Origin of the sequence: Paenibacillus sp. BR1-192 (assembly GCF_029542445.1) — a bacterium.
GTDB classification, from domain to species: Bacteria; Bacillota; Bacilli; order Paenibacillales; family Paenibacillaceae; genus Paenibacillus_AQ; species Paenibacillus_AQ lautus_A.
In genome coordinates, this window is sequence record NZ_CP120718.1 from 4,517,496 (window position 1) to 4,541,937 (window position 24,442).

Genomic DNA, 24,442 nt, shown 5'->3' on the forward strand with positions numbered 1-24,442 from the left:
ATGTCTTTCTATAATCTAAATGAGCCCCAAGCCGGGAGCATCCAACGGACTGCTCCCGGCTCGGGGCTCATCTTGCGTTTAAGATTACATATTATGCTTCGTAGGAATCTACCAGCAAGGCATATACGATGCCGGGTCCGTGAACACCAATCGTCAGATCGTTCTCGATATCGGCGGAACGGCTCGGACCCGATATGAAATGGATCCCTGCTGGCAGCTGCTCACGTCCGGCCTGATCGAACTGTACGAGAATCTCTCCTAATCGGGTAACCATTCTGTCGATTGGAATGATAGCCATCAGTACGGTCGGCAACAGGCTGACCGAACGGCCCTTATGCGGGGCGGACTTCACCGTAATCGAACCGGTGTAGGCCGCAGCGTAATCGGCCATGACAACGCCGAAGTCGGCTCTGGCGGCGACAGCCCTCCAATCCGTGTCCGCCGCTTCGTTCCAGGAGAGAACCAGCGCATCCGGCAGACTCTCTTCCAGACACAGTCGATCCAGCGCGTCCTCCTGCTGACGAAGAATCGTAGCTGCGCTCATCTCCATCGCTTTATCCCTGATAAACCGGGTGACCTCTTCGCGATGGCTCAGTCTGACCACATGGCCTCCGGCTGCTTCAAAGTTCGCGGTAAACTGCGTAATTTTCTCCTCGAGCGGCCAATTAAATTCTTTCCAGAAATCCGGGGCACCGCGGAAAGGGTGCTCCGGAGCGGAGCGAATCCGATCTCTACCCAGCTTCGCGGCGATCCCATCCATGAACTGCTCCTGCTTCCTGCGGGATTGTTCTTCTAGACGGGTTAACCAGCCGCGATCGGTTTCGTTAGTCATGCGCATTCTCCCCCTTCCCGGATTTCTGCTGCCGAAGCCGCTCGCTCAACCGATCGGCGATTACGGGATCCATGGTCCCCGAGGTTCTGCGAATATCCTGCTCCATCTCGGGCCATCGATCACGGAAGGAATGTTTGGGAAGGCTTGGGGTCACCCTGTACGAATTCCATCCCTTCAAAGGACCGATTCTCGTTCGGATCTCTCCGCCCCGCACCACCAGCTTCTGGCCCCATTTTCCGAGGGATACCACGCTGCGGTAACGCTTGGCATTACCCATGACCGCCGAGAAGCCTTTCATCCCCATCGCTTCCAGCTTATCGCCGCGTCCGGCTTCGATCTTCCGGCGGCGCAAGGATACAAGCATGTCATGCAGCGGGATCTTGACCGGGCATGCTTCATAACAGGCGCCGCACAGGCTGGATGCGTTGGCGATATCGTCCCATTCCGCGACGTTCTTGTTCAAGGCCGGCGTTAATACGGCACCGATTGGGCCGCTATACGTGCCTCCATAGGCGTGCCCGCCAATATGGCGATATACCGGACAAGCATTCAGGCAGGCGCCACATCGTATGCAATTGAGCAGCTCCTGGAATTCCGGGTCGCCGAGCTGGAGAGAGCGCCCGTTATCAATAATGATAATATGCATTTCGTCTGGTCCATCGGCATCCAGCTCTCTCTTCGGCCCGCTGATGCCGGACATGTATACCGTCAGTTTCTGGCCGGTCGCGGACCTCGGCAGCAAGGTAGCCATCACCTCGAGGTCAGACCATGAGGGTATAATCCGCTCCATGCCCATTAGGGTGATCTGCGTCTTCGGCACGGTCGTCACCATCCGGGCATTGCCTTCATTCTCGAACAGGACCATAGAGCCCGTCTCGGCGATGGCAAAATTACAGCCCGTCATGCCAATGTCCGCTTCGAGAAATTTCTCGCGCAGCTTCATGCGGACGAAACCCGCCATAATCGCCGTATCCGGCGGCAGCGCTTCTCCCGCCTCCGCGGACAGCAACTCTGCGATCTGATAACGGTTCTTGTGGATGGCGGGAATAATAATATGGGATGGCGTTTCATCCGCAAGCTGAATGATGTACTCGCCGAGATCCGTTTCCACGGCCTCTACCCCGATGGAATCCAGTGCCTTGTTCAGGTGCAGCTCCTCGGACACCATCGATTTCGATTTGACGACGGATTTGGCCGACTTATGCTCCGCTATCTGCAGGGAGATCGCAACCGCTTCTTCTGCCGTCTCCGCAAAATGGACATGCGCTCCGTTCGCCCTGGCTTGCTCGGCAAACTCATTCAAATAATAATCCAAATGCGCAATGGTATGGAGCCGGATTTGGCGCCCCCGTTCCCTCCACGCATCCCAGTTGCCATGCTCCTCCGACGCCAGCTTTTTGCCAAGCCGCAGCCGTTCTGTCGTAAACTTCACCGCATTGCGCAGAAACTCATTGTTCAGAGCGTAACCTGCACGCTCCTTCACCGTCTGCGCTTTCGTCTCAGCTGTGCTCATGCACGCTCACCCCCTCGTACAAAAGCTCGGCCAAATGCTTGACCTGAACCTTCTCGCCCCGGTGTCGCAGATTGCCGGCAATATTCATGAGGCAGGCCATGTCAAGTCCGACCAGCACGGACGCCTCGGTTTCCAGCACATGATCGCTTTTCTCCGTTACCATCGCGCCCGAAATATCCGCCATTTTCACGGCAAACGTTCCCCCGAACCCGCAGCAATCCTCGGCAAACGGCAAGGGGACGAGCTCCAGCCCTTTGACGTGACTCAGCAGTTTCATCGGTTCGTCCTTCACCCCGAGCAGGCGGCTGCCGTGGCAGGAAGGATGATAGGTTACCTTGCGCGGATAGACGGCGCCAACATCGGTCACGCCCAGCACGTCGACGAGGAATTGCGTAAACTCATAGCATTTGGATTGAAGCGCTTTCGCTTTATCCAGGTAAACGGGATCGTCCTTGAACAAATCCGGATAATGATGAATCATATACGTGCAGGACCCCGAAGGGGACACCACAAAGTCGCTGTCGTCAAAAGCGTCCAAAATCGTCCTGGCACTGATGCGCGCCTCTTCCCAATAACCGCTGTTGTAGGCAGGTTGGCCGCAGCAGGTCTGGATTTCCGGGAATTCCAGCTGCACGCCGTACCTTGCCAGCAGTCTTGCCATCGATTCAGCTACCCGCGGGAACAAGGCATCGCTGAGGCAAGTGACAAACAATGAAATCTTCAACCTCTTCACCCCGCTAATCGTCAGGATAGGCCGATGAGTCGGCCTCTAGCAAGAACCCCCCGGAACGGGGGGATTCCATGTTGATATGATCCAGCAGCTTGCTCTATACGGATTCGATTCGAAGACCCAGCGCACGATAAGGCGCCGCTTCCTCTTCCGTCAATCTCCGGTCGGTGATGATCAGGTTCACTTCGGCGAGGTCGGCGACCTGCGCAAAAGCCTGCGTGCCGAATTTGCTGGCATCGGCAAGCAGAATGGTCTCATCCGTCATCCCGATCATTTTTTGCTTGATTCTCGCCTGCAGCTCATTGGATTCGCTCAAGCCCCGGTCCATGTGCACGCCCTTGCAGGAGAGGAAGGCTTTATCCACGTAGTAAGCTTCCAGCGAACGCTCCGCCAGCGGACCGACGAAGGACAAGGAACGATGAGCCAGGATCCCGCCCGTCGAGATGACCTGAACGCGCTCCTTGGTGCTCAGCTCAGCGGCCACCTTAATCGAATTCGTCAGCACGGTAATCGGAATGTCCGGTATGATCTTGGCCATGTACCACGCGGTTGAGCTTGCATCCAGCAGGATGCGGTCGTTCGGATGGATTCGCTTGACCGCTTCCTCCGCGATTCGCTGCTTCTCCAGCGCATGCATGATTTCCCGTTCAGCATACGGTATTTCCGGCTGAGACCGCTGAATTTCCGGTTGATCCTTCACGCTAACCGCTCCCCCGTGGGAACGGCGCAGGCGCCCTGCTTGCTCCAGCCTGTCAAGGTCGCGGCGAATCGTTTCCTCCGTTACGCCGCAGAGCTGACTCAGCTCGGAGACTCGAATGCTCCCTCTTTCGTTGACCAACTGTACTATTTTCTCATATCGTTCTGCAACCAGCATCATACCGCCCATCCTTACTGTTCGTATATTCTATCTCTTCCCGGTCCGCTGACCGAACACCCCGTAAGCTTCCTCCCATAAGGGGGCATCCTGCGGCTCGTAGGTCTTGACCGGGAAGGATTCCCTAATGACTGCGCGCGCTTCCCATATATCGGACAGCTCGCCCTGCGCAATGAACTGTACGGCCATATTGCCGATGGCACTGCCTTCCGCAGGCCCCGCCCATACCGGCTTCCCAATGGCGTTCGCCGTCCACTGGCATAATGTTTCATTATGAATGCCACCGCCTACCATATGCAAGCCCTGAAATTTCCGTCCGGACAATTCCTCGGTCAACTCCAGCACATATCGGTATTGCATGGCCAAGCTTTCCATAATGCAGCGCACAAGCGCGCCCTCGTTCTGCGGAACGCCCTGGTTCGTGCGGGCAGCATATTCCCTTACCCGTTTCGGCATGTCTCCCGCAGGGAGGAACATGGAATCGTCCGGATCGATGAAGCAAGCAAATGCCGGTGCCGCTTCCGCCATATGAACCAATTCGGGATACGAATACGACATCCCTTCCCGCCCCCAGGTCCGCTGACATTCCTGCAGGATCCACAGCCCCATGATGTTCTTGAGCAGCCGGTACGTGCCGTATGCGCCTCCTTCATTCGTGAAGTTCAGCTCACGGGCCCTTTCATGAATGACCGGCTGGTCGACCTCGGTCCCCATCAACGACCAGGTGCCGCAGCTCAAATAGGCGAACGACCGCTCCAATGCAGGAACCGCAACCACGGCGGAAGCCGTATCATGCTCTGCAACCGCATAAAGCGGGATGGATGGAAGCCCCAGTTCCTCGGTTACGGCAGGCCTTAACCCCCCGATATGGGTACCGGGTTGAACCACAGGATGAAATAACCCATGAGGGATCTTCATTGATTTCAATAGATGATCATCCCAGCTGGCCGAGTGCGGGTTATACAGCTGCGTCGTGGTCGCATTCGTGAATTCGTTCGCCATCTCGCCCGTCAAGAAGTAGCGCAGCAAATCGGGGATCATTAAGAATCGCTCAGCCTCTTGAAGCAGATAGGGTTTCTTCCGTTGGAGCGAAGCAAGCTGGTACATCGTATTGAACGAGAGAAATTGTATTCCCGTCCGATCAAAAATTTCTCCAGGCGTCAGCTCCCGGAAGACCTGTTCCATCACGCCATCCGTGTGCGTGTCCCGATAATGATACGGATTCATGAGCAGCTCCCCGCCCCGATCCAGGAGACCGAAATCCACCGCCCAGGTATCAATGCCGATGCTCGACGGCAAGCGATGTTTCCCCTTCAGCTTGAGCAAGCCCTGTTTCATCTCATGGTAGATCCGTAAGATATCCCATTGAAAGCGGTCGCCGATTCGAACGGGATCGTTCGGGAACCGGTGAATTTCCTCCACGCCGATGGTGCGGCTGTTCAGCTGGCCCAGCATCGCCCTACCGCTGCTTGCTCCCAAATCAAATGCAAGAACGCTCAACGCTCCCCAGCCTCCTTGTCAGATCATAATCAACGGTTCGGGCATGAACCCGATGACGATTCCATCTCTTCTCATGCCTGCGAACGCTTCAGCAATACGTCCTGTTCATACTGTTTCACTTCGGACAGCCACTCTTCTCTGACCGGCACTCCCAAACGTTCGCAATAGTAATCCCAGACCGCTCCGAACGGATAGGATTTAAACTCTTCGGTCAACGCCAGGCGGGTCGTGTAATCGCCTTCAAGTTCAGCCTGCTTCAGCCGATCGACCGGTTCAAGCTTGGCGCGCAGCAGCGCCTTGATCGTATTGCGGGTTCCGATAACCCACGCAGCGATGCGGTTAATGCTGGCATCGAAGAAATCCAGGCCGATATGGGTAACATCCAGCAGTTGATTGCGCACCAGCTCGCGGCCGATCTCTGTCAGCTCATCGTCCATGATGACGACATGGTCGCTGTCCCAGCGCATCGGCCGGCTGACGTGAAGGAGTAGTCCATCGGTGAAAAGGGCGAGCGACGACAGTTTGCCGGCAATGCTCTCGGTTGGGTGAAAATGACCCGCATCCAGGCAGATCAGCTTGTTGTTCCGAATGCCATACCCCATGTAGAACTCGTGCGAGCCCACAACGTAGGCTTCGGAGCCGAGCCCGAACAGCTTGCTCTCGACGGCATCCAAATTCCATTCCGGATTGATATCCTCGGCAAAAATCTCATCCAGCGAATCCTTCAGCCGCTGTCTCGGTGCCATTCGGTCTACCGGCATATCCTTGTAACCGTCCGGAACCCAAATATTCGTCACGCAGGTCTGACCCAGCTGTTCACCGAAATAAGCTCCGATTCTTCGCGAAGCCTTGCAATGTTCAATCCAAAATTGACGAATCGCCGGGTCGGCATGACTCAGCGTAAACCCGTCCTTCGACTTGTCGTGGGAAAAGCAGGTGGGATTAAAATCGAGTCCGATCCCCTGCTCCTTGGCCCAATCCACCCAGGACTGGAAGTGCCTCGGCTCCAGCTGATCCAAATCAACGGACTCGTCGGTATCCGCATAAATCGCGTGGAGATTCACTTTGTGGGATCCGGGAATGAGCGACAACGCTTTTTCCAGGTCGGCCCTCAGCTGGTCCGGCGTTTCGGCTGCCCCGGGATATTCCCCGGTCACGGAGATGCCGCCGGACAGGTCCTGATCACGGAACAGGAATCCGCGAACATCATCTCCCTGCCAGCAATGGATGGAGATTTTGATGCGCTCAAGTTCCGTCAAGATTTGGTCCACATCGATGCCATGCTGCCCATAGAGCTGTTTAGCTTCCTCAAAGTTCCTTGCAACGTCCTGCCTCATCGCATATCCTCCCATATGAATGAGGACAGCCGGGTTGAATCAACCCAGCGCCCCATCTTAATAAGAATTCTTGATTCCTTGCGTTAGGTTGGTTACTCATTCTTTCGATTATCGAGTAAACGCTGCCGGTACTCCCCCGTCAATCGTCAGCATACAGCCGGTCGTCTTCGAAGATTTGGACGAAGCAAAGTATGCAATGCCTTCGGCAATGTCCTGCGGATAGATGTTCACGAGCAGTGTCGTGCGTTTCCGATAGTGCTCTTCCAGCTGATCCGGTTCGATCCCGTAGGCTGCAGCCCGCTCGTTTCTCCAGTTCGAGTTCCAGATCGCAGAGCCTTGCAATATCGCGTCAGGCAGGATCGTATTCACTCGGATGCCGTATTCCCCGCCCTCGGCAGCGATGCAGCGGGCCAAATGCGCCTCGAGCGCTTTCGCTGAGCTGTATGCGGTCACATTTTTTCCGGCATAAACGGAGTTCTTCGATCCGATAAACACCATGCTCCCGCCAATACCCTGTACCTTCATCAAGGAGAAGGCTTCTCTGGCCACGAGGAAATAACCTGTGCCCAGCACGTTCATGTTCAGGTTCCATTCCTTTAGAGACGTCTCGTCAAACGGGCTGGACGTTGCAAGGCCCGCATTGTTCACGATAATATCGACACCGCCATAAGTTACGGAGGTTTCGCGATAGGCGCGCTGCACGGCCTCTTCGTCGGTTACGTCCATTTTAACAGCAAATGCCCGATTCTCCCCGTACTTTGCATTGATTTCCTCGGCAACCTGCTGCGCGCCTTCGAGATTTAGGTCCGCCAGCACGACATGGGCTCCTTCGGCTACCAGCCTGCGCGCCGCGGCACTGCCGATCCCCCCGGCTCCCCCGGTGATAAAAGCAATCTGCCGCGAAAACTCCGCTTCGGCCGGTGCAAGGCTCAATTTATACAGCTCCAGCGGCCAATACTCCACGTTGTAGGATTCGTTCTCGCTCAGGGATACGAAGTCGCCGAGCGCCGTTGCGCCGCGCATGACCGCGATTGCCCGATGATACAGGGCGCCGCTGACTTGCGACATCGCCCAGCTCTTGCCGGTGTTGATCATTCCGATTCCGGGAATCAGGATGACTCGCGGAGCCGCTTCGAACATGACGTCGCCTTCATGATGGTTGCGTTCAAAATAGGCTTGATACTGCGCTTTGTATGCCGCAATGCCTTCGATGAGTTTTGCCTTAAGGCCTTCGATATCTTCAGCGTTCGGCGTCCAATCGATGAAGAGGGGAACAACCTTGGTATGAACCAGATGATCCGGACAAGCGGCGCCTACTTGGGACAGCTTCGGCGAATCGATGCCGCCGACGAAGTCCAGCACATCGTCTTGATCATCGAAGGATAGGATCATTTTCTTCGCGTCGCTGACGGCGCCGCGTACGGCAGGCATCACTTCCGCAGCGATGCTCCGGCGGATTTCCGCGGCAAGCGGCGCATGCTTCCGGCCGCCGAACAGCTTGTCGTTGTTCACTCGGGCTTCAATGAAGGCTTCCGCTTTACTTATGATGCGAATCGTCTGTGCGTAACAAGCTTCCGAGGTATCGCCCCAGGTTACAAGGCCGTGCTTCTCCATGAGCACAAGCTCGGCGTTCGGGTTAGCCAGCACCCCTTCCGCGATCATCTTCGACAGCGTAAAGCCAGGGCGGACATATGGAACCCACACGAATCGGTCGCCGAAAATTTCCCGGGCTAATTCTTTGCCGTTATGGGCGCAGCACAAGCTGATAATGGCATCCGGATGCGTATGGTCCACATGCCGAAACGGCAAGAACGCGTGCAGCAGCGTTTCAATAGAAGCGCGCGGGTGCTTCGCATCTACCATGCAATGTCCAAGATATGCCACCATCTCCTCATCCGACATCGAATCTCGTTCGAACAGCGGCCGGATATCCTCCATGCGCAAGCCTGTGAAATTGCCCGCTTTCATGGTGGCCAGATCGGATCCGCTGCCTTTTACGTACATCACCTCGACGTCGTTGCCGCGAAAATCCTGAATCGTTGTTTTACTGGATGTGTTGCCGCCGCCCCAGTTGCATACGCGCCGGTCGGCACCAATCAAATTCGAGCGATAGACAAGCTCATCCAATGTATTTTGTGCCTGCTGTGCCTTTGATTGTTCCCATAAGCTCTGAACCATGAAGCTTCCCCTCCGATTGACCATATGAATTTGCTTTCATTTGTTTCCCATATTAACACGCCCGTTTATTTTTGAATAGCGTATTTTCAAAAATAAACGAAGATATTGTATTTGTTTGTTTGGTTTTCAATGCAACTCCCGTACAAATCAGAACCACCCGTCCAACGGGTGGTTTGCACTTGGGGTATAACCCCCTGTTGCCAAACTGCGCCTAAAGACGCTAGCCTGACCTCAAATCTGTTCAGGCTCAGTGTTATTTGTCACTTCCACTTACCAGTTAAACTGGTTTATTTCTTTTTGCTACTTTTACCACCGAATGGATCTTCATACTCTTTTACACTCAGCTTATCTATTGCTTGATCATGTGCTTCTTGCTCGCGAATATACTTAGCGACGGTTGCTTCATTTAATCCTACTGTGCTTACATAATAGCCTTCCGCCCAAAATTTTCGATTCCCGTACTTATACTTTAATTGGGCATGCTTCTCAAAGATCATTAGCGCACTTTTTCCCTTCAGATATCCCATGAATGTTGATACAGCTATTTTAGGAGGTATTGCTACCAGCATGTGCACATGATCTGGCATCATATGACCTTCTATGATTTCCACTCCCTTATATTTACATAGACGCTTGAAGATCTCGATCAAGTCTCTTCTCACTTGATTATATATTTCTTTACGTCTATACTTCGGGGTGAACACGATGTGATATTTGCACATCCACTTCGTGTGAGCTAAGCTATAATTCTTGTTTGCCATTAAGACCATTCCTTCCGTTGAACCTGAACATCTCAATGTTATCGGAATGGTCTTATTGGTGTAACCCTTGATTCCTCCACCCGCATAGCAGGTGGTTTTATGTTTCGCACGCTTCGCGTGCTCAACTGGCTAAAGCCTAAACAAAAAACAGCTCTTGTCAGAGCTGCTTTACGAACCGAGCTGCTATATTTGATTTATGAATGGTCCGAGCCGGAGCCCGCGGCCGCCATTTGATCCGCTTTTGCAATTCCTTCCAACAATGCATCACGGAATGCAATTTCATCCTCGTTGATGTAACCCGTGAATACGATTTCCGAGATGTCCTTATGGTTGAAAAAGATGTTGGAATCCGCGGTCAGATTTCCGTGAGGATAGAAGCAGGCAACGTAATCCCAACGCTTTAGCGTCTTGGAATCGTTCTGCATTCGGCCATAGATCATCAGCGTCTGGTCCCAATCCTTGAACTTGACGACAGATCCGATTGGCAGCAGCTTCTGCTCCGTTTGCTCATGCTGTTCCATGTTGATCAACCCTTCATTATTTTTTTACCGATCCAATAGACAATCGACACTACGAGCGGTACTCCAATGAGAAAGGATAGGCAGATGACGGCTTTTTCCGCTGCCGCGTAACTCGTGTCCAGCAGATTGGGAATCACCGTGCCCAGAACGCCGACGATAGCAATAATCACCATTATGTATTTGAACCGTTTTTGTCTGTCGCTCATCGGCTGTGCGCCCCCTTCTATTTTACCGTAATTGCTCCGCCGACTCCGACGAGGCTTGCTCCCGGTCCCAACGGGATGTGGAACTTCAAGCCGCTCTTGCCCACCTCCGCGGATGCGCCGAGTACGCCCAGTGAAGCGGAACCTCCGATGTGCAGCTCTTTATCCGTCCAAGGAAGCGGAATATTCACGCCGCCCTCATATTTGTTTAATGTAGCCTCAGCTCCGACGCTAAGCGTGCCGTCCTTGACCGCCGCCTCGACTTCGGCCTTCACCAGGCTAACCGATCCTTCGACATGATCATTCGCATAGCCTGCTTCAACAACAGCCCCGCTGGCATGCGCTCCTTCGGATAAGCTTGCTCCCGCGCTGCCTGTTATTGCTTTGGCAAAAAGTCCATTCTCTTCGTGCTTGATTACGCTGCCTTCCACTTCTACTCCTTTGAGCGCTGCATCCAGCGGGTTGCTTGAGGATTTAGCGGTCACGCCGGAAGTCTTGGATGCAGCGCCTGCCGCCGCAGCGATTCCCGCTCCGGTTGCCGCCCCTGCCATAATGCCCGCGCCTGCTACGGCTCCTCCAGCTGCAGCACCGTTCACCATTTCATCCGTGGAACGGAATTTGACGGATATTTGCTTCAGCTCGGCGGATATCGTTTGCAAACACTCCACAAACTTGAGCATCGTCGTCCTGGCCTGCTGATAATCCCCGTAAAACCGCTCGCGGGTCATCCCATCCCACTGACCTTCCATTTCGTGAATGCTTCGCTGAAGCCGCTGCACCATATCGCCGCTAAGTTGCCCTGATTGGGCAAATTGCGCGGATACCTGCTCCAGCTGCTCGGGTGTAACTAATATTCGATTGGACATAAATACGGACGCCCCTTCTGTCTCGCCGCCCTGCTTCTTCAGGCAGTCTACAAACAAATTTCAATTCCATAAACTGTTAAACCGATCTACCAAGCGAATAACCACATTTTTCAATTTTAGTAGGTATACAGGAAAGGGACAATCAAGCGAAGGATTCATTTTCATCAGGTCCCGATCTAGTAAAAAAGCACTGGCCTCCTCATTCCCCATGCGGATGAACAGCCATCTCATCCCCGGCTTAAGCCCAGCCATGAAATCATCCCGGGGTACGGTGCCCATTACATCCCCAGCCCGTTAAAGCAGCTCCCGATCTCTTGTACATTAGAAACAATTCATCTTTCCGAAAGAGGGTATTCATTATGAACCAACTTGCACGTGAAGCGGCCAGCGGGGCATACCGGCTGAATAAACAGGAGACATGGCTCATGCTGACGGGTCTGCTCGGCTTTTTGCTGGCCGGAATTTGCGGGGTATGGGTGCTGCTCCATGGCGGACCTGTCTCACCGGACGGAGATGTCTCCAAAGCCTTTTCCTTCAACGCGGCCCTGGGAATATTCATCCTATCAACCGCAAGCATTCTACCGGTTTCCGGCATGCGGCCACGAAGCCAATCGATCTACCGCTGCTGTTACATCCCCCTAGTGTTGTTCTCCTACTTCGCCGAGACCGTACAACATTTCCGCGGCGTCGATCCGAGGTTCGTTCGGAACGGTTCATCCTTCGATCATGTCATCTCCACGATTTTTCCTGCCGTTGCGCTTCTGCTCATCGTGTTTTACCTGATCCTGGGGGCTCAATATTTCCGCAAACGTGTAATAGAGGCCCATCCGGAGCTTGGTCTCGGCATCCGTTATGCCATGATCGCGGTGCTCGTATCTTTTGCGGCAGGCATCTGGATTTCCATCAACGCGGGTCGTTTCACCGGGATCGGCGGCAATATCATTTGGCTGCACGGACTCGGGTTTCATGCACTGCAGGCCATTCCTTTGGTGGCCTGGCTGTCCATGAGAAAATCCGTCAATGCTGCCGTTAAACCGATCATCATCCATATCAGCGGTCTCGCCTATTTATTCGGTCTGATCGCCATCGGATGGCAGACGCTTCTCGGTTACTCCGTGGCGGAATGGTCCTTGCTGCCGATTCTGGCGGGCAGCTGTTTTCTCGTTGCCTTTACGCCTGTGATATGGCTGATCAGTCAATCCGATGCATCCGCCGAACCTTTCAACCGTAACCGATCCACGCGAAATTTATAAAATGGACATAGAAAAAGAGACAGTATGGGGCACCTTCCCCGACTGTCTCATCGAAAACTGCTGGCCTTGATCCATATCCTGATGTGGGTTTAGATAAATAAAAACGGAATGAGGAACAACAAGGCAATGGCTTCCCAAGCAAGCACATTGCCTGCGAAACCGTAGCCTCCATATGGTCCAAAACCGCCGTAGCCGTACGGTCCAAATGCGGACGTTTGTGCACCGCCTTTGGTCGACTTCGAAGATTTTCTGCCCTTTTTCCCTTTGGCGGACAATATATATGCGGATGGGTTCGCAAATTCGAGTTCAAGACCCCGATCATGTACACCGCGAATCGTCCCCACGACTTCCGTCCCATCACGCATGACAGCGCAAACGGTTTTGCCGACGTAACCTTTGCATCCTTCTGCCGAAATTGGTATTGGCTGCAATCCTTCTCCCCCTCCCGAGCGTTTGTGTATTATATTCCTTCTGGGGAGAAGGCGGCAGAGATAGAAGTCCACGCAACCAAAATTCCGCCTTTAACCTTACTTATTCGCTAGCCTTACGGTAAGCTCTGGCCATGATATCTTCGTCGATCGCGCCTTGAAACCGTTCCGATACGATGCCGCCAGGCGAAATGACGTAGGTGGTCGGATAAGCCACCACCTCGTACCGCCCGGTGGTCTCACCATGCTGGTCGTACATGACGGGAAAGGTGATGCCGTTCTTCTCAACAAAAGACTGTACCTCGCTCATGCTTTTTTCCAGATGGGTCATATTGACGGCCAGTATGATAACATCCTCATCCTGATGCTTCTCGTAAAAATCCTGCATATAAGGCATTTCGACCTTGCAAGGGGGACACCAGGAGGCCCAAAAATTAAGGAGAACGGTTTGCCCGCGATAATCGGACAGCTTGATCTCCCGGCCTTCTGAATCGGTCAGCGTGAAATCCGGCGCGCGAAGCCCAGGCTTCAAACCTTCCGCTGCGATTTCCTGGCTTCCCTCTTGATGCGGCGGTGCGGCTGCTTCCCGCTCGCTGGCCGTGTTCGAAGCGAAGTCATAAATGACCCACGCGAAGAGAGCTGCCATCACGACCAGGACCGCCCTGTTTTTTCCTAATCCCAGCGTAAGGAATTGCGGCAGCGGTGTCTGGAAGCGAAGCCAGCTGACCGTCAGCAAGACGCCGAACAGCAGAGCATAGAATAGAGAAGGCGTCACACTCGCACCATCCGCCCACAGCCACTGAAAGAGATACCCTGCCGTTCCGCTTGCAAAGGCCGATAACAGCGCCGATTTCAGCAGCAGGCCAGACTCCCCCTCTTCCTGTTCCAGCGAAGTGCAGCGTAGACGATAGCGAGAACAACCCCCAGCCATATGCCCCTGACTCCCCCCGTCATGTAGATCAGCGAGGTCGGATGCTGGAGGGTGCGGATCGGATCGAACACCAGCATCCCGAATTTCCATGAGAGAAAACCTATGATGATGACGGATAAATAGGTGTCCAGGATCCATTCCCGCTGCGGCATCTGGCGCAAACGAATGCGAAGCGCGGCGAACCCGGCCGCGGCGCAGATCAGAAATATCACAATATCGGCTCGGATCATCAACGGACCTATCGGAATAATACTCAAATGCGAACCTCCTATAATGCGGCAAAATCAAAAATAGAGTTACCCGCCGGGGTATATCTCCATCATAGTGGATTCTCTCATTAATGTAAAACCAAGCGAAGACCTTCAGGAAGATGAGCGGATTTGGTCAAGGGAACTCCAAAGCAGTGCCAATTCGGCATGTCTTTTTCCCCCGATGACAATCTCTTTTTGCTTCAGCTCTTGAGCGCCCATATGTCTATAAAATTGCTCGGCTTTATTGCCTACCAGCACCCAAACCGACAACGAACGATATCCTCTCGTTTGCAGAAATTCCTTCAACCTGGCAAATAGCCGTTTTCCCCATCCCTGCCCTTGAATTTCTTCCAAGAGATAGATCGCGTAGAGTTCTCCTTCATGGGAGATCTTCTGCTCTCGCTCCGTCCCGTACGACATAAACCCGTAAACCTTGCCATGTTCGTCTGAAATAACCAGTAGCTGTTCGTCTTCGGGCATATTAGCAAGCTTCCTGCGCCAGCCTTCTACGCGGTCCGCAACGGAAAGCTTTTGCAAAAAATCATTATCGACGATCCCCCTGTACGTCGTTTTCCAGCTGTTTACATGTACGCTAGCAATGCCTTCGGCATCTTGCTCGTTTGCAATTCGAATCTGCATGGTCTTCCACTTCCTCCTGTTCCTCTCTTGATCTCTTGGTATTCGCGGAGAGGCTCGAAGATCCTTTTTTTATCATTGATTGCTTCATCCCTGATGACGCTAAGCCCACAACTAGCATAAATAAAATGTATCGGATACCACATGGCGCTCGGATGCCCATGAAAGGAGGGCCTGTACATGAATAAAGCAATGATACGGCTTGAAGATATCGGCCCTGGCGGATGGTACGGGACGGAAGAACAACAAGCGAAGCTGCTTGTCATCGCAAGATTCCTGCACCAGCTGCGAATCCCCTTTCATCTGGCCGTTATTCCCCGATACGTTGATCCGGCGCAACATACGGACCGTTCGATAGCCGACCTGCAGGATGAAGCTTCCCTTCGGTTTGTGCGGCTGCTCCGCACGATGGCAGCGCTCGGCGCCTCGCTTGGCATTCACGGCTATACGCATCAGTACGGGAGATCGGCAAGCGGCGACGGATTCGAATTTGCATATTCGGAATGCGCCGCCGATTGTCCGCCGGATGATCTCCCCGAGGCTGTGGCTTCGCTCCTGCAGCTGCAGCAATCCTATGCCTATCGGCGGGTTCAGCTAGGGCATCAAGCGTTCCAAACGGCGGGCTTTGCCGCGGCCTGGTTCGAGACGCCGCATTATGCCGCATCGCCGGTTCAGCGGCAGATCATCGAGATCTGCAACGGGGTCCTGTACGAATCTCCGCCGGACGAACCGAATGCGAAGACAGCCGTGCTCCGGCACAACCCGGACGATCCGTTGACGAACGGAACCATCTATGTACCCACGCCGCTTTATTATGTTTCAGGCCATAACATCGAAGCCGAAGTTGCTCGGATGGAACAGACTTTAAAGGATTTCACGGGTGAACGCGAACTGGCCTCGTTCTTTTACCACCCTTATCTTGAATTTCCATATATCCGATTCCTTGATGACGGCACCGTGCATTATGACCAACACTCGCCGCTCAGAAGGATCCTTCGGTTCTTCGAGAGGGAGCGCAAATCGTTCGTATCCTTAACCTCCATCCTCCCCTTCATACCGGATTTCAGGGAAACCCGGCTGTCGGATAGGTTGAGCATGAAGCGTCCCAAGTTTCTGCATGCCAAAAGAAACAAGCTCCCGAACCGATGGATCATTCGGGACGAGGCCAGCAACATTTGGTACGCTATGGATATTGGGATCCGGTCTCCCCTTAGAATCCATAATGGCATACATTCGATACGTCCGCTATTGGCCGACTGGCCGCCAACCCCTAGCGGCACCGCAATGACAGGCGATTTCGACGGCGACGGCTTTATCGACGCGGCAGTATGGCATGCAGAGCTTGGGATATGCCATGTTGCCTTGGGCGCCGGCAGCAGCCGTTTGGCACCTGACGGGATTTGGCTGTCCGAGCCCGGAGCCATGAATTGGAAAACCTTAACGGGAGATTTAAACGGGGACGGCAGAGATGATTTATTTCTATGGGATGACGTCACCGGTAAAGCCGCCATCGCTTACAGCTCCGGGGGGAGCTTTTCTCCTCCCCTTATTCAGCATGAGGTTTCCTTACAGAGCAATGATATGATACCGTGCATCGGAGATGTAAATGGCGATGGCCTGGATGATCTGGTGGTGTGGAACTCCGCCTCCGGAGCATGTCAGGTCTGGCTAAGCAGCGGTACACGGCTTCGGAATGCCGGCGTTTGGTATTCCGCCGAGGATCCCTTGGATTCGCCCCTATCCGTGCTGTTAGGGGATGTCGATGGAGACGAGCTGGAAGATTTGGTTCTCGTTCAACCTGCTTCAGGGAAGTGGTTCATCCTTTACAGCTCGGGAACGGCCTTCGGCAGGCAGGAAGAATCTTTTGGGCCATGGGCTGCCGGAGAACAGACGATGCCTTTCCTTGCTGATCTATCGGGCAACGGCCGCGTCAGTCTGCTGGCATGGTCACCGAATCGGCACGGCGGAACCCTGGACGCCGCCATCAATGCGAGGGACCGGACAATGGGATAAGGACATGTTATACTTCTATTCAAACCTATGCGGTGTGTTCCGTTAAGTTATTATTTCAATCCTTATTCCTATGTTTGGAGGAAAAAATCATGGCACCCCCCAATGCGGCCGGTTCATCGGCACCGATCAAAATCGTGAAACCCAAGCTCCCCAAGCAGCTTGAGCCTGTGATCCTGTCCGACGCCGGTGTTGACGACGAATCCTCGTTCGTTCAATCCGCTTGTCAGGACGAGACGCTTGTCTATGTTACGGCCAACAAGGTTCAGTTCGACCAAATGATCTTCGATAACGTGACGTTCCAGCACGTCACGCTCCATCATGCCGAGCTGACGGACCTCGTGTTCAACCACTGCGACTTGTCCAATGTTGATCTCAGCGAGGCCATCATGTATCGGGTACAATTTAATCATTGCAAAATATTGGGGCTCGACCTGACGGCCGCCACCATCCGTAATGTCGTATTCGACCATTGTACGGGCGACTATGCCACGTTCCGGTTTGCCAACATGAAGCAGGTATCCTTCCAATCGACATCGCTCGTCAAATCGGATTTTTATCATTCCGAGTTAAGCAAGGTAGAGTTTATGGACTGCCAGATCGATCAATCGCAGTTCTCCGGCACGAAGCTTGCGGGAATCGATCTAAGCCGAACGGACTTCCACCATATCGGCGCGACGCTGGAAGATCTTCAAGGATGCATTATATCGCCGCATCAAGCCATTCCGCTAACGAAAATATTCGGTCTTGTCGTAAAAGAATAACCTCTTGTCGCTCCATTCCAGTTCGGAATAGACAGGTTAGCCAGTGCGATATAGAGTTCCCGACACAGTATAAAGCGGCTTACCCCGGGTCCAGTTGACCTTTGGGATAAGCCTCTTTTAACATGTGACGCAATATTATTGATCCAGGGTGTACTTCGGCAAATCAAGCGGAAGCGGTGCCGGGATGTCGCAGGTGCTGGACATCTCATACCGTTTGCCATCATCGGAAGCATCATGGAACCCCCACATGGCTTCAAGCACATGATAGGCAAGCTCGCCGCTCGCTCGATGAGCTCTTCCGCTCCGGATGGCGTAGGCCATATCCGCAGGGCCGATCCCCCTCGTATTCTCGTTATACCCCGGAAGCAGCGGTTCTTCCGTCCACTCGGTTTCACCGGTCAATCGGTATTTTACCGGCCCGCCGAAGGTGTTGGGATCCGGAACGAGAAGCGTACCCTTGGTGCCGTAAATCTCAATATTAGGAAGCGTGCTGCCTCCAAAAACATCGAAACTCGTAATCAGCGTGCCGATGGCTCCATTCTGAAAATCGATAAGTCCGGCTACATGCGTAGGAATGTCTACCTTAATCTTCTGCCCTTGCTTCTTCTCGCTGGTAATGGTCCGCTCCGCGAGCGCAGCGCCGGTCATTCCGCTAATACCGCGGATCGGTCCCAGCAATTGGACCAGTGCCGTCAGATAGTAAGGCCCCATGTCAAACATCGGACCGCCGCCGGCGGCATAATAAAATTCCGGATCCGGATGCCAATGCTCATGTCCGCGGCTCATCATGAATGCGGTAGCTGCGATCGGCTTGCCGATACGTCCATCCTCAATCAGCTTCAGGGCCGTTTGGATACCGGCTCCAAGGAATGTCTCGGGGGCGCATCCTACCAGCAGCCCTTTGGCTGCTGCCATGTCCAACACCGCTCTGCCCTCTTCCCGGGTTACGCCCAGCGGCTTCTCGACGTACACATGCTTGCCGGCTTCCAATGCATCCAGCATTATTTGCGCATGAAGGGCAGGAATCGTCAGATTAATGACCAGCTCAATTTCCGGGTCCGCGAGCAGCTCCTCGGTGGTATAAACATTCGGGATATTATATTTGGCGGCCTGTTCCTCGGCACGGGCTCGATCGATATCCGCACAGGCCGTCAGCTCGAGGATGTCGAACTTGTGGCAGTTTTCCATATAAATGCCGCTGATTTTACCGCAGCCGATAATGCCTACCTTTACCTTCTTCATGATCCCAGTCTCCTTCTGCCTTTATTGGCTGTCTCCCATGCCTGTGTAGCCCTGACCTTCGGTAAAGAAACTCATGTCCGAGCCGGCATACAATGACTTGCCCTCGGCGGCCCACAGCAGTCCTCTCCGCATCATTTCCTTCACCTGCGGCATGTCGACGATATCTGCATGATGACCTAGCGAATTGTAATACACCCGTCCGTATCCCCAGCGCTTCGTCCACGCCACCGGCATGTCAACCGCTTTGTTCAGCAGATGCGGTCCTGCCGCAACCGGAAAACGGGTGGTGGCCAGCACTTCGACGGCCGGATCCACATGCAGATAATACTGCTCGGATGCCACGGTGAAATCCTGCAGCCCTTCGACAAGCGGACTGGAGCTGGATTTGATCTCGACCCGGTACTCCACTCCGTCGTTTCCCGGATGCGCAACCCAGTTTCCTCCCGTCATGAACTGCCAGTCCACATTATTGCGGAAAGAATCGCACATCCCGCCATGGCAGCCGGCCAAGCCGGTTCCCTTCTGCACGGCAAGCGATACGTTCTCCACTTGCTGCTTCGATATTTCGCCCATCGTCCATACCGGCACGATCAGATCCAATGCCTGCAGCTTCTCCGCATCGTTAAATGCATCCAGCGTGTCGGATACTTCCACTTCATACTGCTCGCCCCGAAGCAATTCCGCGAAAATGCCGGCAACCTGCTCCGGTTCGTGTCCGTCCCAGCCGCCCCATACGATTAAAGCCTTTTTCATGCGTAGCACTCCTTTTTTATGTGTCCGGCCAAGCCCTGGCCGAATGATTATGATTACATTTCAGACAGCTGCACCCAGCGTCGTTCTTCGATCGATTTATCCACGGCTTCCAGGACGGCTTGGCATTTTACGCCGTCCGCGAAATTAGGACCCGGCTGCCGTCCCTCCGAAATCGCGTTCGACAACTCAAGAAATTCATGCGTAAAGGTGTGTTCGAAGCCGATCGTATGCCCCGGCGGCCACCATGCTTCCATATAATCGTGTACGGGATCGGTAGCCAGTACCCGGCGGAAGCCCTGAACGTCCTCATCGTCGGTCGTGAAGTAAACCTCCAGTTCGTTCATCCGTTCAAAATCAAATTTCACGCTGCCCAAGCTGCCGTTGATCTCGAAGGAATTGGTGCTGCGATGTCCCGCGGCAAACCGCGTTGCCTCGAAGCTGCCCAGCGCCCCATTCTCGAAGCGTGTCATGAATAACGTAGCGTCGTCTACCGTAACTTGGCCCATGGGGCCGCCTTCGCTTCCTTTTGCGCTTAATCCGGTCATCTCGCTGGCAATGGGACGCTCCTTGATGAAGGTCTCGCTCATCCCGATTACTTCCTGCATATCCCCGACCAGATAATGCGCGAGGTCGATCAGGTGAGCGCCCAGATCCCCATGCGATCCGGAGCCGGCCACTTCCTTCTGCAACCGCCATACCAGCGGGAACTGCGGGTCCATGATCCAGTCCTGCAGAAACCAGGCACGAAAGTGATAGATCTGGCCCAATCTGCCGCTATCAATCAATTTCTTGGCCAGTCTTACGGCCGGAGAAAATCTGTAGTTAAACCCGACCATATGGGTGACTCCCGCATCTTCCGCCGCCTGCAGCATCTCTCTGGCGTCGGCCAAGGTCAGCGCGAGCGGCTTCTCGCAGAAAATATGCTTGCCGGCCTTCGCCGCGGCCAACGCAATTTCCTTATGGGCGTCGCTTGGAGCATTGATATCGACCAGATCGATATCCTCCCGATTCACGAGCTGCTTCCAATCGGTAACGCTTTCACGCCAGCCCAGCTGATCCGCCGCTTCTTGCACGGCCGACGCATTGCGGCCGCAGATTGCCACCATTTCAGGCTTCAGCGCCTTCGGAAAAAACATCGGAAGGCTTCGATATGCGTTGCTGTGGGCTTTGCCCATGAATTTATATCCGATCATGCCGACACGTAATTGTTTCATCTTTCATTCCTCCTTGAATAAGGGTTCATTGATTTTGATGAAGCGAAGATGCGCGGACCACCAGGCGAGTAGGCAGCTGCCGATGCAGCGCGGCGTTCGATCCGCTGCCGTCCGGCGAATCGGAGTCGTCCAGCAGGCGAAGCACATGCTCCGCGGCAAGATATCCCAGTTCATAGAAAGGAACTCTTACGCTGGTGAGCGGCGGGGTGCAGAGCTCTGCAGCCTCCGAGTCGTCATAACCGACAAAGGCAGGCATTCGATCCTCTGCAATACCTAACGCGCGCAGGCCCTGCTGTAATCCGATCGCCATGCGGTCATTGGCCGCAAACACCGCTTCGATCCGGTCCAGCTTCCCGGCGATTAGCTCGGCTGCGGCATAACCGCTCTTGCGGCTGAAGTTGCCCTCGAACAGCAAGGATTCATCCGGCTTGATTCCCGCTTCGTCCAGCGCCCGGGTGTACCCCTTCAGCCGGTCGCGACTGTTGGAATACTGGGGCGGGCCATTAAGAAAAGCAATTTGCCGGAATCCCTGCCCGATCAAGTGATGAACGGCTTGATAGCTGCCTTCCACATGATCGGCATCCATGACGTGAAACGCCTCGCCGTCAAAGTATTGATTAATAAGGCAATAAGGGCGATCCGCTTCACTCAGCTGTTTGATGGCTGCGCGCTCGCCTTCATCGTCCCTGGCGCCGAGAATGATGCAGGCATCCACCTTCTGGGTACGAAACAGGTTCAAGTAATCCATCGAACCGCCGGGTTCACGGAACAGCATCAAAAGGTCATGCTTGCTCTCAAGCGCCTTACTGCCGATGCCGCTGAGGATCTCCGAAAAATAATAGGCGGAGAATATGCGAGCTTTCGGCAGGTAAGGCATAACGACGCCAAGATTACCGCTCCTGCGCCGCGCAAAACTGCGGGCTAGCGCGCTTGGGGTATATCCAAGCCGATCCGCCGCTTCCAGCACGCGCTGCTTGGTCTCCTCCTTGATCGGCCCGACACCATTCAGGACGCGGGATACCGTTGCTTCCGAAACGCCGGCAAGCTGTGCTACCTCTTTACGACTAGCGATAATCATCAAGCCTCCTGCAATTTATGTACGCGCGTACATTTTCTCATGGAGCATGGCTGTTGTCAACCGCTTTCCCATCCTTCATCCTATTCTTTTTGAAACCAACATATTGTTCTTGCACCGTCTTATCGGATGTGCAATAATCATCCCCATAGACTTATTAAACACGTTTAAAAAGAGTGAACGAGGTGATTCATACGCGCAAAGAAGCTTTGCCTACGCCGCAATCCATGAAATTCGCCGTCCGGCGCGCGCTCCGTTCGACGCTGCTGGAGCTGGGGAGCGGAACCAAAGCCGAGCTCAGCGAAAGACTCGGCATCAGCTTTCCGACTGTTAGCAAAGTTATGGAGCTCATGGTGCAGGAAGGTGAAGTCAACCTGCTCGGGCAGGATGAATCCAGCGGCGGCCGACGTGCGAACCGTTATGCTTTTAATCCGGACTATATGCTGGGTCTCGCCGTTTATTATGAGAAAGAGCAGAGCGTATACACTGTTTTTAATTGGAACGGCGACTTGCTCGAGCGGAAGGCTGAAGACGGCATCCTTCATCGTGGACCGGAAGCCTTGGCTTCCCAAATGGCAAACTGGACCCGCCGTTATCCAGAGATACGCTCCATCGCCGTTGGCATGCCGGCGGCGGTGCGGGACGGTCTTATTTTCCATGTGCCGTCGTATGGAACATTCCAGGATTACAACCTCCAATCTTACCTGGAGGATCTGTTCTCCATTCCTGTCATCGTAGAGAATGACATGAATGCAGCCGTGCTCGGTTACCACAATCTCAGCGGCTCGGAGGAGGCTTCCCTCGTATACGTGTACCTCGGTCACAACGGACCGGGGGCCGGACTGCTCATTAATGGAAACGTCGTTCGCGGCCGCTCGTTCTTCACGGGCGAGATCGGCTTCGTCCCGATGAGCGAGGGCAGCAATTTTCAAGACATATTGGAACGTAATCGTTCCGTGATGAGCAGTCTCATCGAGCCGGATCAGGAGCAAATCGATGCGTTAAGCCGGCTAAGTGCCGCCTTCGCCGCGATTCTCAATCCCGATGCCATTCTGTGGTGCGAGCATAATCTCTCGCCCTCCGCCCTTGTCTCCATTAAAGAGCGTGCCTCCGCCTACGTGCCGAAGCGGCATCTTCCCGAAATGCTGCTTCGCGATTGGGAACACGACTATCTAGCCGGCTTGCAGCGGATCGCTCTGGATATGATGATATCCGATACAAGCGCAATGTAAAATTCAACAATGACGATTGGGGATTAACCGTGAATACTGACCTTCAACCAAAAACAAAACCTAAATTGAGCAAAGACTACACTCTGCATTTGGCAACGATCTTTCTAGGCTTTATCATATTCGGGATATCGGAGAATATTAAGGGGCCCGCCATTCCGCGGATCCAATTCGATTTTCGATTGGATGAAATGCAGATCGGCACCTTGCTCTCCCTGAACGCGCTCGGGTACCTGATCGCGTGCTCCTTCACCGCGCTGTTGACCCGGAAGATCGGAATCAAATGGGTCAGCATGGCTGCCTTCGGATCGATGGCCATCTCGGGCGTGTTGATTTTCCTGTCCCACAACTACCCTCTGTTTACCGCATCCTACTTCTTAATGTACATTGGGAACGGTATGCTGGAGATCGGCCTCGCGATATTGTCAGCCCGGATCTTTGTGCGCAATACGGGCACGATGATGAACCTGTCCCATTTCTTCTACGGTATCAGCTCAACGGTGGCCCCGATGATTGCATCCGGTCTCATGACCGTTACCGTGTTTAATTACACGCTGGATTGGCGGGGCATGTACCTGGCCATGCTGATGTTATCCATACTTCCCATGATCCCGGCACTCATGAGTAAGTTTCCCGGGGACGATCTATCCGAAACGGAACGGACTCCGCTGAAGCTGCTGGTCAAAGATCCCGCGCTGTGGCTGGTCGTCATGATCCTATCCTTCGGCGTCGTATCGGAGATGGCGGTTGGCGGATGGCTCGTCAACTTTCTTGAAAAATCGTACAAATGGGAACCTGCAGCGGCAGCCGGCATGCTATCCGCGTTCTTCCTCTGCTTCTCGGCGGCACGCCTGCTGCTTGGCCCGATAACGGACCGGATCGGCTTCACGCTGTCCATCATCATTCTGTCCGGACTGACCGGAGTATGTACGTTTGTCGCGATTTTCGGCGGAGAATCCTACGCCTTCCTGTTTGCGGCGGCAGGCATCGGGATTGCCCCGATCTATCCGACGGTCATGGCTCTCATTGCCAAAAGATATCCGAATGAGAGCGACACCGCGATTACGTTCACCGTCACCATGATGGGGATCGGCAGCGTCATCGGCAATTACGCGATCGGCGCGATCACGAACGGATTCAAGCAAATGTACGGCAGCGGTACAGAGCTCGGCCTGCTGCGCGGGCTCCAGGCCGGTTATGGCTTCATTGGATTATGTGCCGTCCTATGTTCGCTATTCGGCATCGTCTTATACCGTTATTTAAAAGTCCGCAAGCAATTAATTTGATACTCGAATCAACATGAAAGGGAGCCCTCTCAGCTTACAAGAGGGCTCCCTTTTG

Annotated in this window: 24 protein-coding genes; 5 read left to right on the forward strand and 19 right to left on the reverse strand. The window is 54.0% G+C overall.

Going from position 1 to position 24,442, the window contains the following annotated elements; genetic code table 11:
- Window positions 1-91 precede the first annotated feature (91 nt).
- The 11 genes from P0X86_RS20095 to P0X86_RS20145 all read right to left on the reverse strand — a co-directional run bounded on the left by P0X86_RS20095 (window position 92) and on the right by P0X86_RS20145 (window position 11,315).
- The gene (locus tag P0X86_RS20095; protein WP_213579111.1) at window positions 92-832 is read right to left on the reverse strand and encodes a LutC/YkgG family protein; all 741 of its coding nucleotides are present in this window, start codon (window positions 830-832) and stop codon (window positions 92-94) included.
- On the reverse strand, window positions 825-2,345 hold the full coding sequence (locus P0X86_RS20100; protein ID WP_015736139.1) for a LutB/LldF family L-lactate oxidation iron-sulfur protein: 1,521 nt from the start codon (window positions 2,343-2,345) through the stop codon (window positions 825-827). The genes P0X86_RS20095 and P0X86_RS20100 overlap by 8 nt, the downstream gene beginning before the upstream one ends.
- Complete coding sequence (locus P0X86_RS20105) at window positions 2,332-3,069, reverse strand: (Fe-S)-binding protein (RefSeq protein ID WP_096774365.1); 738 nt, start codon at window positions 3,067-3,069, stop codon at window positions 2,332-2,334. The genes P0X86_RS20100 and P0X86_RS20105 overlap by 14 nt, the downstream gene beginning before the upstream one ends.
- Before the next feature lie 103 nt (window positions 3,070-3,172).
- Window positions 3,173-3,949 (reverse strand): DeoR/GlpR family DNA-binding transcription regulator, encoded by a 777-nt coding sequence (locus tag P0X86_RS20110; RefSeq protein ID WP_096774604.1) that lies wholly within the window; start codon window positions 3,947-3,949, stop codon window positions 3,173-3,175.
- Window positions 3,950-3,979: 30 nt separating this feature from the next.
- Complete coding sequence (locus P0X86_RS20115; RefSeq protein ID WP_213579112.1) at window positions 3,980-5,449, reverse strand: rhamnulokinase; 1,470 nt, start codon at window positions 5,447-5,449, stop codon at window positions 3,980-3,982.
- Between the two features lie 71 nt (window positions 5,450-5,520).
- A complete protein-coding gene (gene rhaA / locus P0X86_RS20120; RefSeq protein WP_192571382.1) occupies window positions 5,521-6,786 on the reverse strand; it encodes an L-rhamnose isomerase in 1,266 nt (421 codons plus the stop codon).
- A gap of 108 nt (window positions 6,787-6,894) precedes the next feature.
- Entirely contained in the window at window positions 6,895-8,964 is a 2,070-nt protein-coding gene (locus tag P0X86_RS20125) for a bifunctional aldolase/short-chain dehydrogenase (protein ID WP_277746302.1), read from the reverse strand.
- Between the two features lie 287 nt (window positions 8,965-9,251).
- The gene (tnpA, locus tag P0X86_RS20130; protein WP_277745902.1) at window positions 9,252-9,725 is read right to left on the reverse strand and encodes an IS200/IS605 family transposase; all 474 of its coding nucleotides are present in this window, start codon (window positions 9,723-9,725) and stop codon (window positions 9,252-9,254) included.
- 194 nt (window positions 9,726-9,919) lie between these two features.
- Window positions 9,920-10,246: a DUF4176 domain-containing protein gene (locus P0X86_RS20135; RefSeq protein WP_277746303.1), complete on the reverse strand. Its 327-nt coding sequence runs from the start codon at window positions 10,244-10,246 to the stop codon at window positions 9,920-9,922.
- A 5-nt stretch (window positions 10,247-10,251) separates the two neighbouring features.
- A complete protein-coding gene (locus P0X86_RS20140; protein WP_009593141.1) occupies window positions 10,252-10,452 on the reverse strand; it encodes a hypothetical protein in 201 nt (66 codons plus the stop codon).
- Between the two features lie 17 nt (window positions 10,453-10,469).
- Window positions 10,470-11,315: a WXG100 family type VII secretion target gene (locus tag P0X86_RS20145; RefSeq protein WP_277746304.1), complete on the reverse strand. Its 846-nt coding sequence runs from the start codon at window positions 11,313-11,315 to the stop codon at window positions 10,470-10,472.
- Window positions 11,316-11,674: 359 nt separating this feature from the next.
- On the opposite strand from P0X86_RS20145, the gene P0X86_RS20150 reads away from it, so the two are divergent.
- Window positions 11,675-12,568 carry a hypothetical protein gene (locus tag P0X86_RS20150; RefSeq protein WP_277746305.1) on the forward strand — a complete coding sequence of 298 codons (894 nt, stop codon included), beginning with the start codon at window positions 11,675-11,677 and terminating at the stop codon, window positions 12,566-12,568.
- An 89-nt stretch (window positions 12,569-12,657) separates the two neighbouring features.
- Here the strand turns inward: P0X86_RS20150 and P0X86_RS20155 are convergent, their stop codons facing one another.
- The 4 genes from P0X86_RS20155 to P0X86_RS20170 form a co-directional block, all read right to left on the reverse strand.
- Window positions 12,658-12,999, reverse strand: coding sequence for a hypothetical protein (locus P0X86_RS20155; RefSeq protein WP_277746306.1), 342 nt, complete (start codon window positions 12,997-12,999; stop codon window positions 12,658-12,660).
- A gap of 100 nt (window positions 13,000-13,099) precedes the next feature.
- Window positions 13,100-13,927: a redoxin domain-containing protein gene (locus tag P0X86_RS20160; protein WP_277746307.1), complete on the reverse strand. Its 828-nt coding sequence runs from the start codon at window positions 13,925-13,927 to the stop codon at window positions 13,100-13,102.
- Complete coding sequence (locus tag P0X86_RS20165) at window positions 13,849-14,184, reverse strand: hypothetical protein (protein ID WP_277746308.1); 336 nt, start codon at window positions 14,182-14,184, stop codon at window positions 13,849-13,851. Before P0X86_RS20165 ends, P0X86_RS20160 begins: the two co-directional genes overlap by 79 nt.
- Before the next feature lie 105 nt (window positions 14,185-14,289).
- Window positions 14,290-14,817 carry a GNAT family N-acetyltransferase gene (locus P0X86_RS20170; protein WP_277746309.1) on the reverse strand — a complete coding sequence of 176 codons (528 nt, stop codon included), beginning with the start codon at window positions 14,815-14,817 and terminating at the stop codon, window positions 14,290-14,292.
- Between the two features lie 177 nt (window positions 14,818-14,994).
- Here P0X86_RS20170 and P0X86_RS20175 point away from each other — a divergent pair, with 177 nt between their 5' ends.
- The gene (locus P0X86_RS20175) at window positions 14,995-16,827 is read left to right on the forward strand and encodes a DUF2334 domain-containing protein (protein WP_277746310.1); all 1,833 of its coding nucleotides are present in this window, start codon (window positions 14,995-14,997) and stop codon (window positions 16,825-16,827) included.
- Window positions 16,828-16,916: 89 nt separating this feature from the next.
- A complete protein-coding gene (locus P0X86_RS20180) occupies window positions 16,917-17,588 on the forward strand; it encodes a pentapeptide repeat-containing protein (RefSeq protein ID WP_096774375.1) in 672 nt (223 codons plus the stop codon).
- 135 nt (window positions 17,589-17,723) lie between these two features.
- Here the strand turns inward: P0X86_RS20180 and P0X86_RS20185 are convergent, their stop codons facing one another.
- The 4 genes from P0X86_RS20185 to P0X86_RS20200 are packed head-to-tail and all read right to left on the reverse strand — an operon-like array spanning window position 17,724 to window position 21,875.
- Window positions 17,724-18,830 (reverse strand): Gfo/Idh/MocA family protein, encoded by a 1,107-nt coding sequence (locus P0X86_RS20185; protein WP_015736153.1) that lies wholly within the window; start codon window positions 18,828-18,830, stop codon window positions 17,724-17,726.
- Between the two features lie 21 nt (window positions 18,831-18,851).
- Entirely contained in the window at window positions 18,852-19,583 is a 732-nt protein-coding gene (locus P0X86_RS20190; RefSeq protein ID WP_192571375.1) for a ThuA domain-containing protein, read from the reverse strand.
- Between the two features lie 53 nt (window positions 19,584-19,636).
- The gene (locus P0X86_RS20195) at window positions 19,637-20,797 is read right to left on the reverse strand and encodes a Gfo/Idh/MocA family protein (protein ID WP_277746311.1); all 1,161 of its coding nucleotides are present in this window, start codon (window positions 20,795-20,797) and stop codon (window positions 19,637-19,639) included.
- A gap of 25 nt (window positions 20,798-20,822) precedes the next feature.
- Entirely contained in the window at window positions 20,823-21,875 is a 1,053-nt protein-coding gene (locus tag P0X86_RS20200; protein WP_192571373.1) for a LacI family DNA-binding transcriptional regulator, read from the reverse strand.
- Between the two features lie 182 nt (window positions 21,876-22,057).
- Here P0X86_RS20200 and P0X86_RS20205 point away from each other — a divergent pair, with 182 nt between their 5' ends.
- Window positions 22,058-23,104 (forward strand): ROK family transcriptional regulator, encoded by a 1,047-nt coding sequence (locus P0X86_RS20205; RefSeq protein WP_277746312.1) that lies wholly within the window; start codon window positions 22,058-22,060, stop codon window positions 23,102-23,104.
- 29 nt (window positions 23,105-23,133) lie between these two features.
- Window positions 23,134-24,387 carry an MFS transporter gene (locus tag P0X86_RS20210; protein ID WP_213579120.1) on the forward strand — a complete coding sequence of 418 codons (1,254 nt, stop codon included), beginning with the start codon at window positions 23,134-23,136 and terminating at the stop codon, window positions 24,385-24,387.
- The last annotated feature ends 55 nt before the right edge of the window (window positions 24,388-24,442 follow it).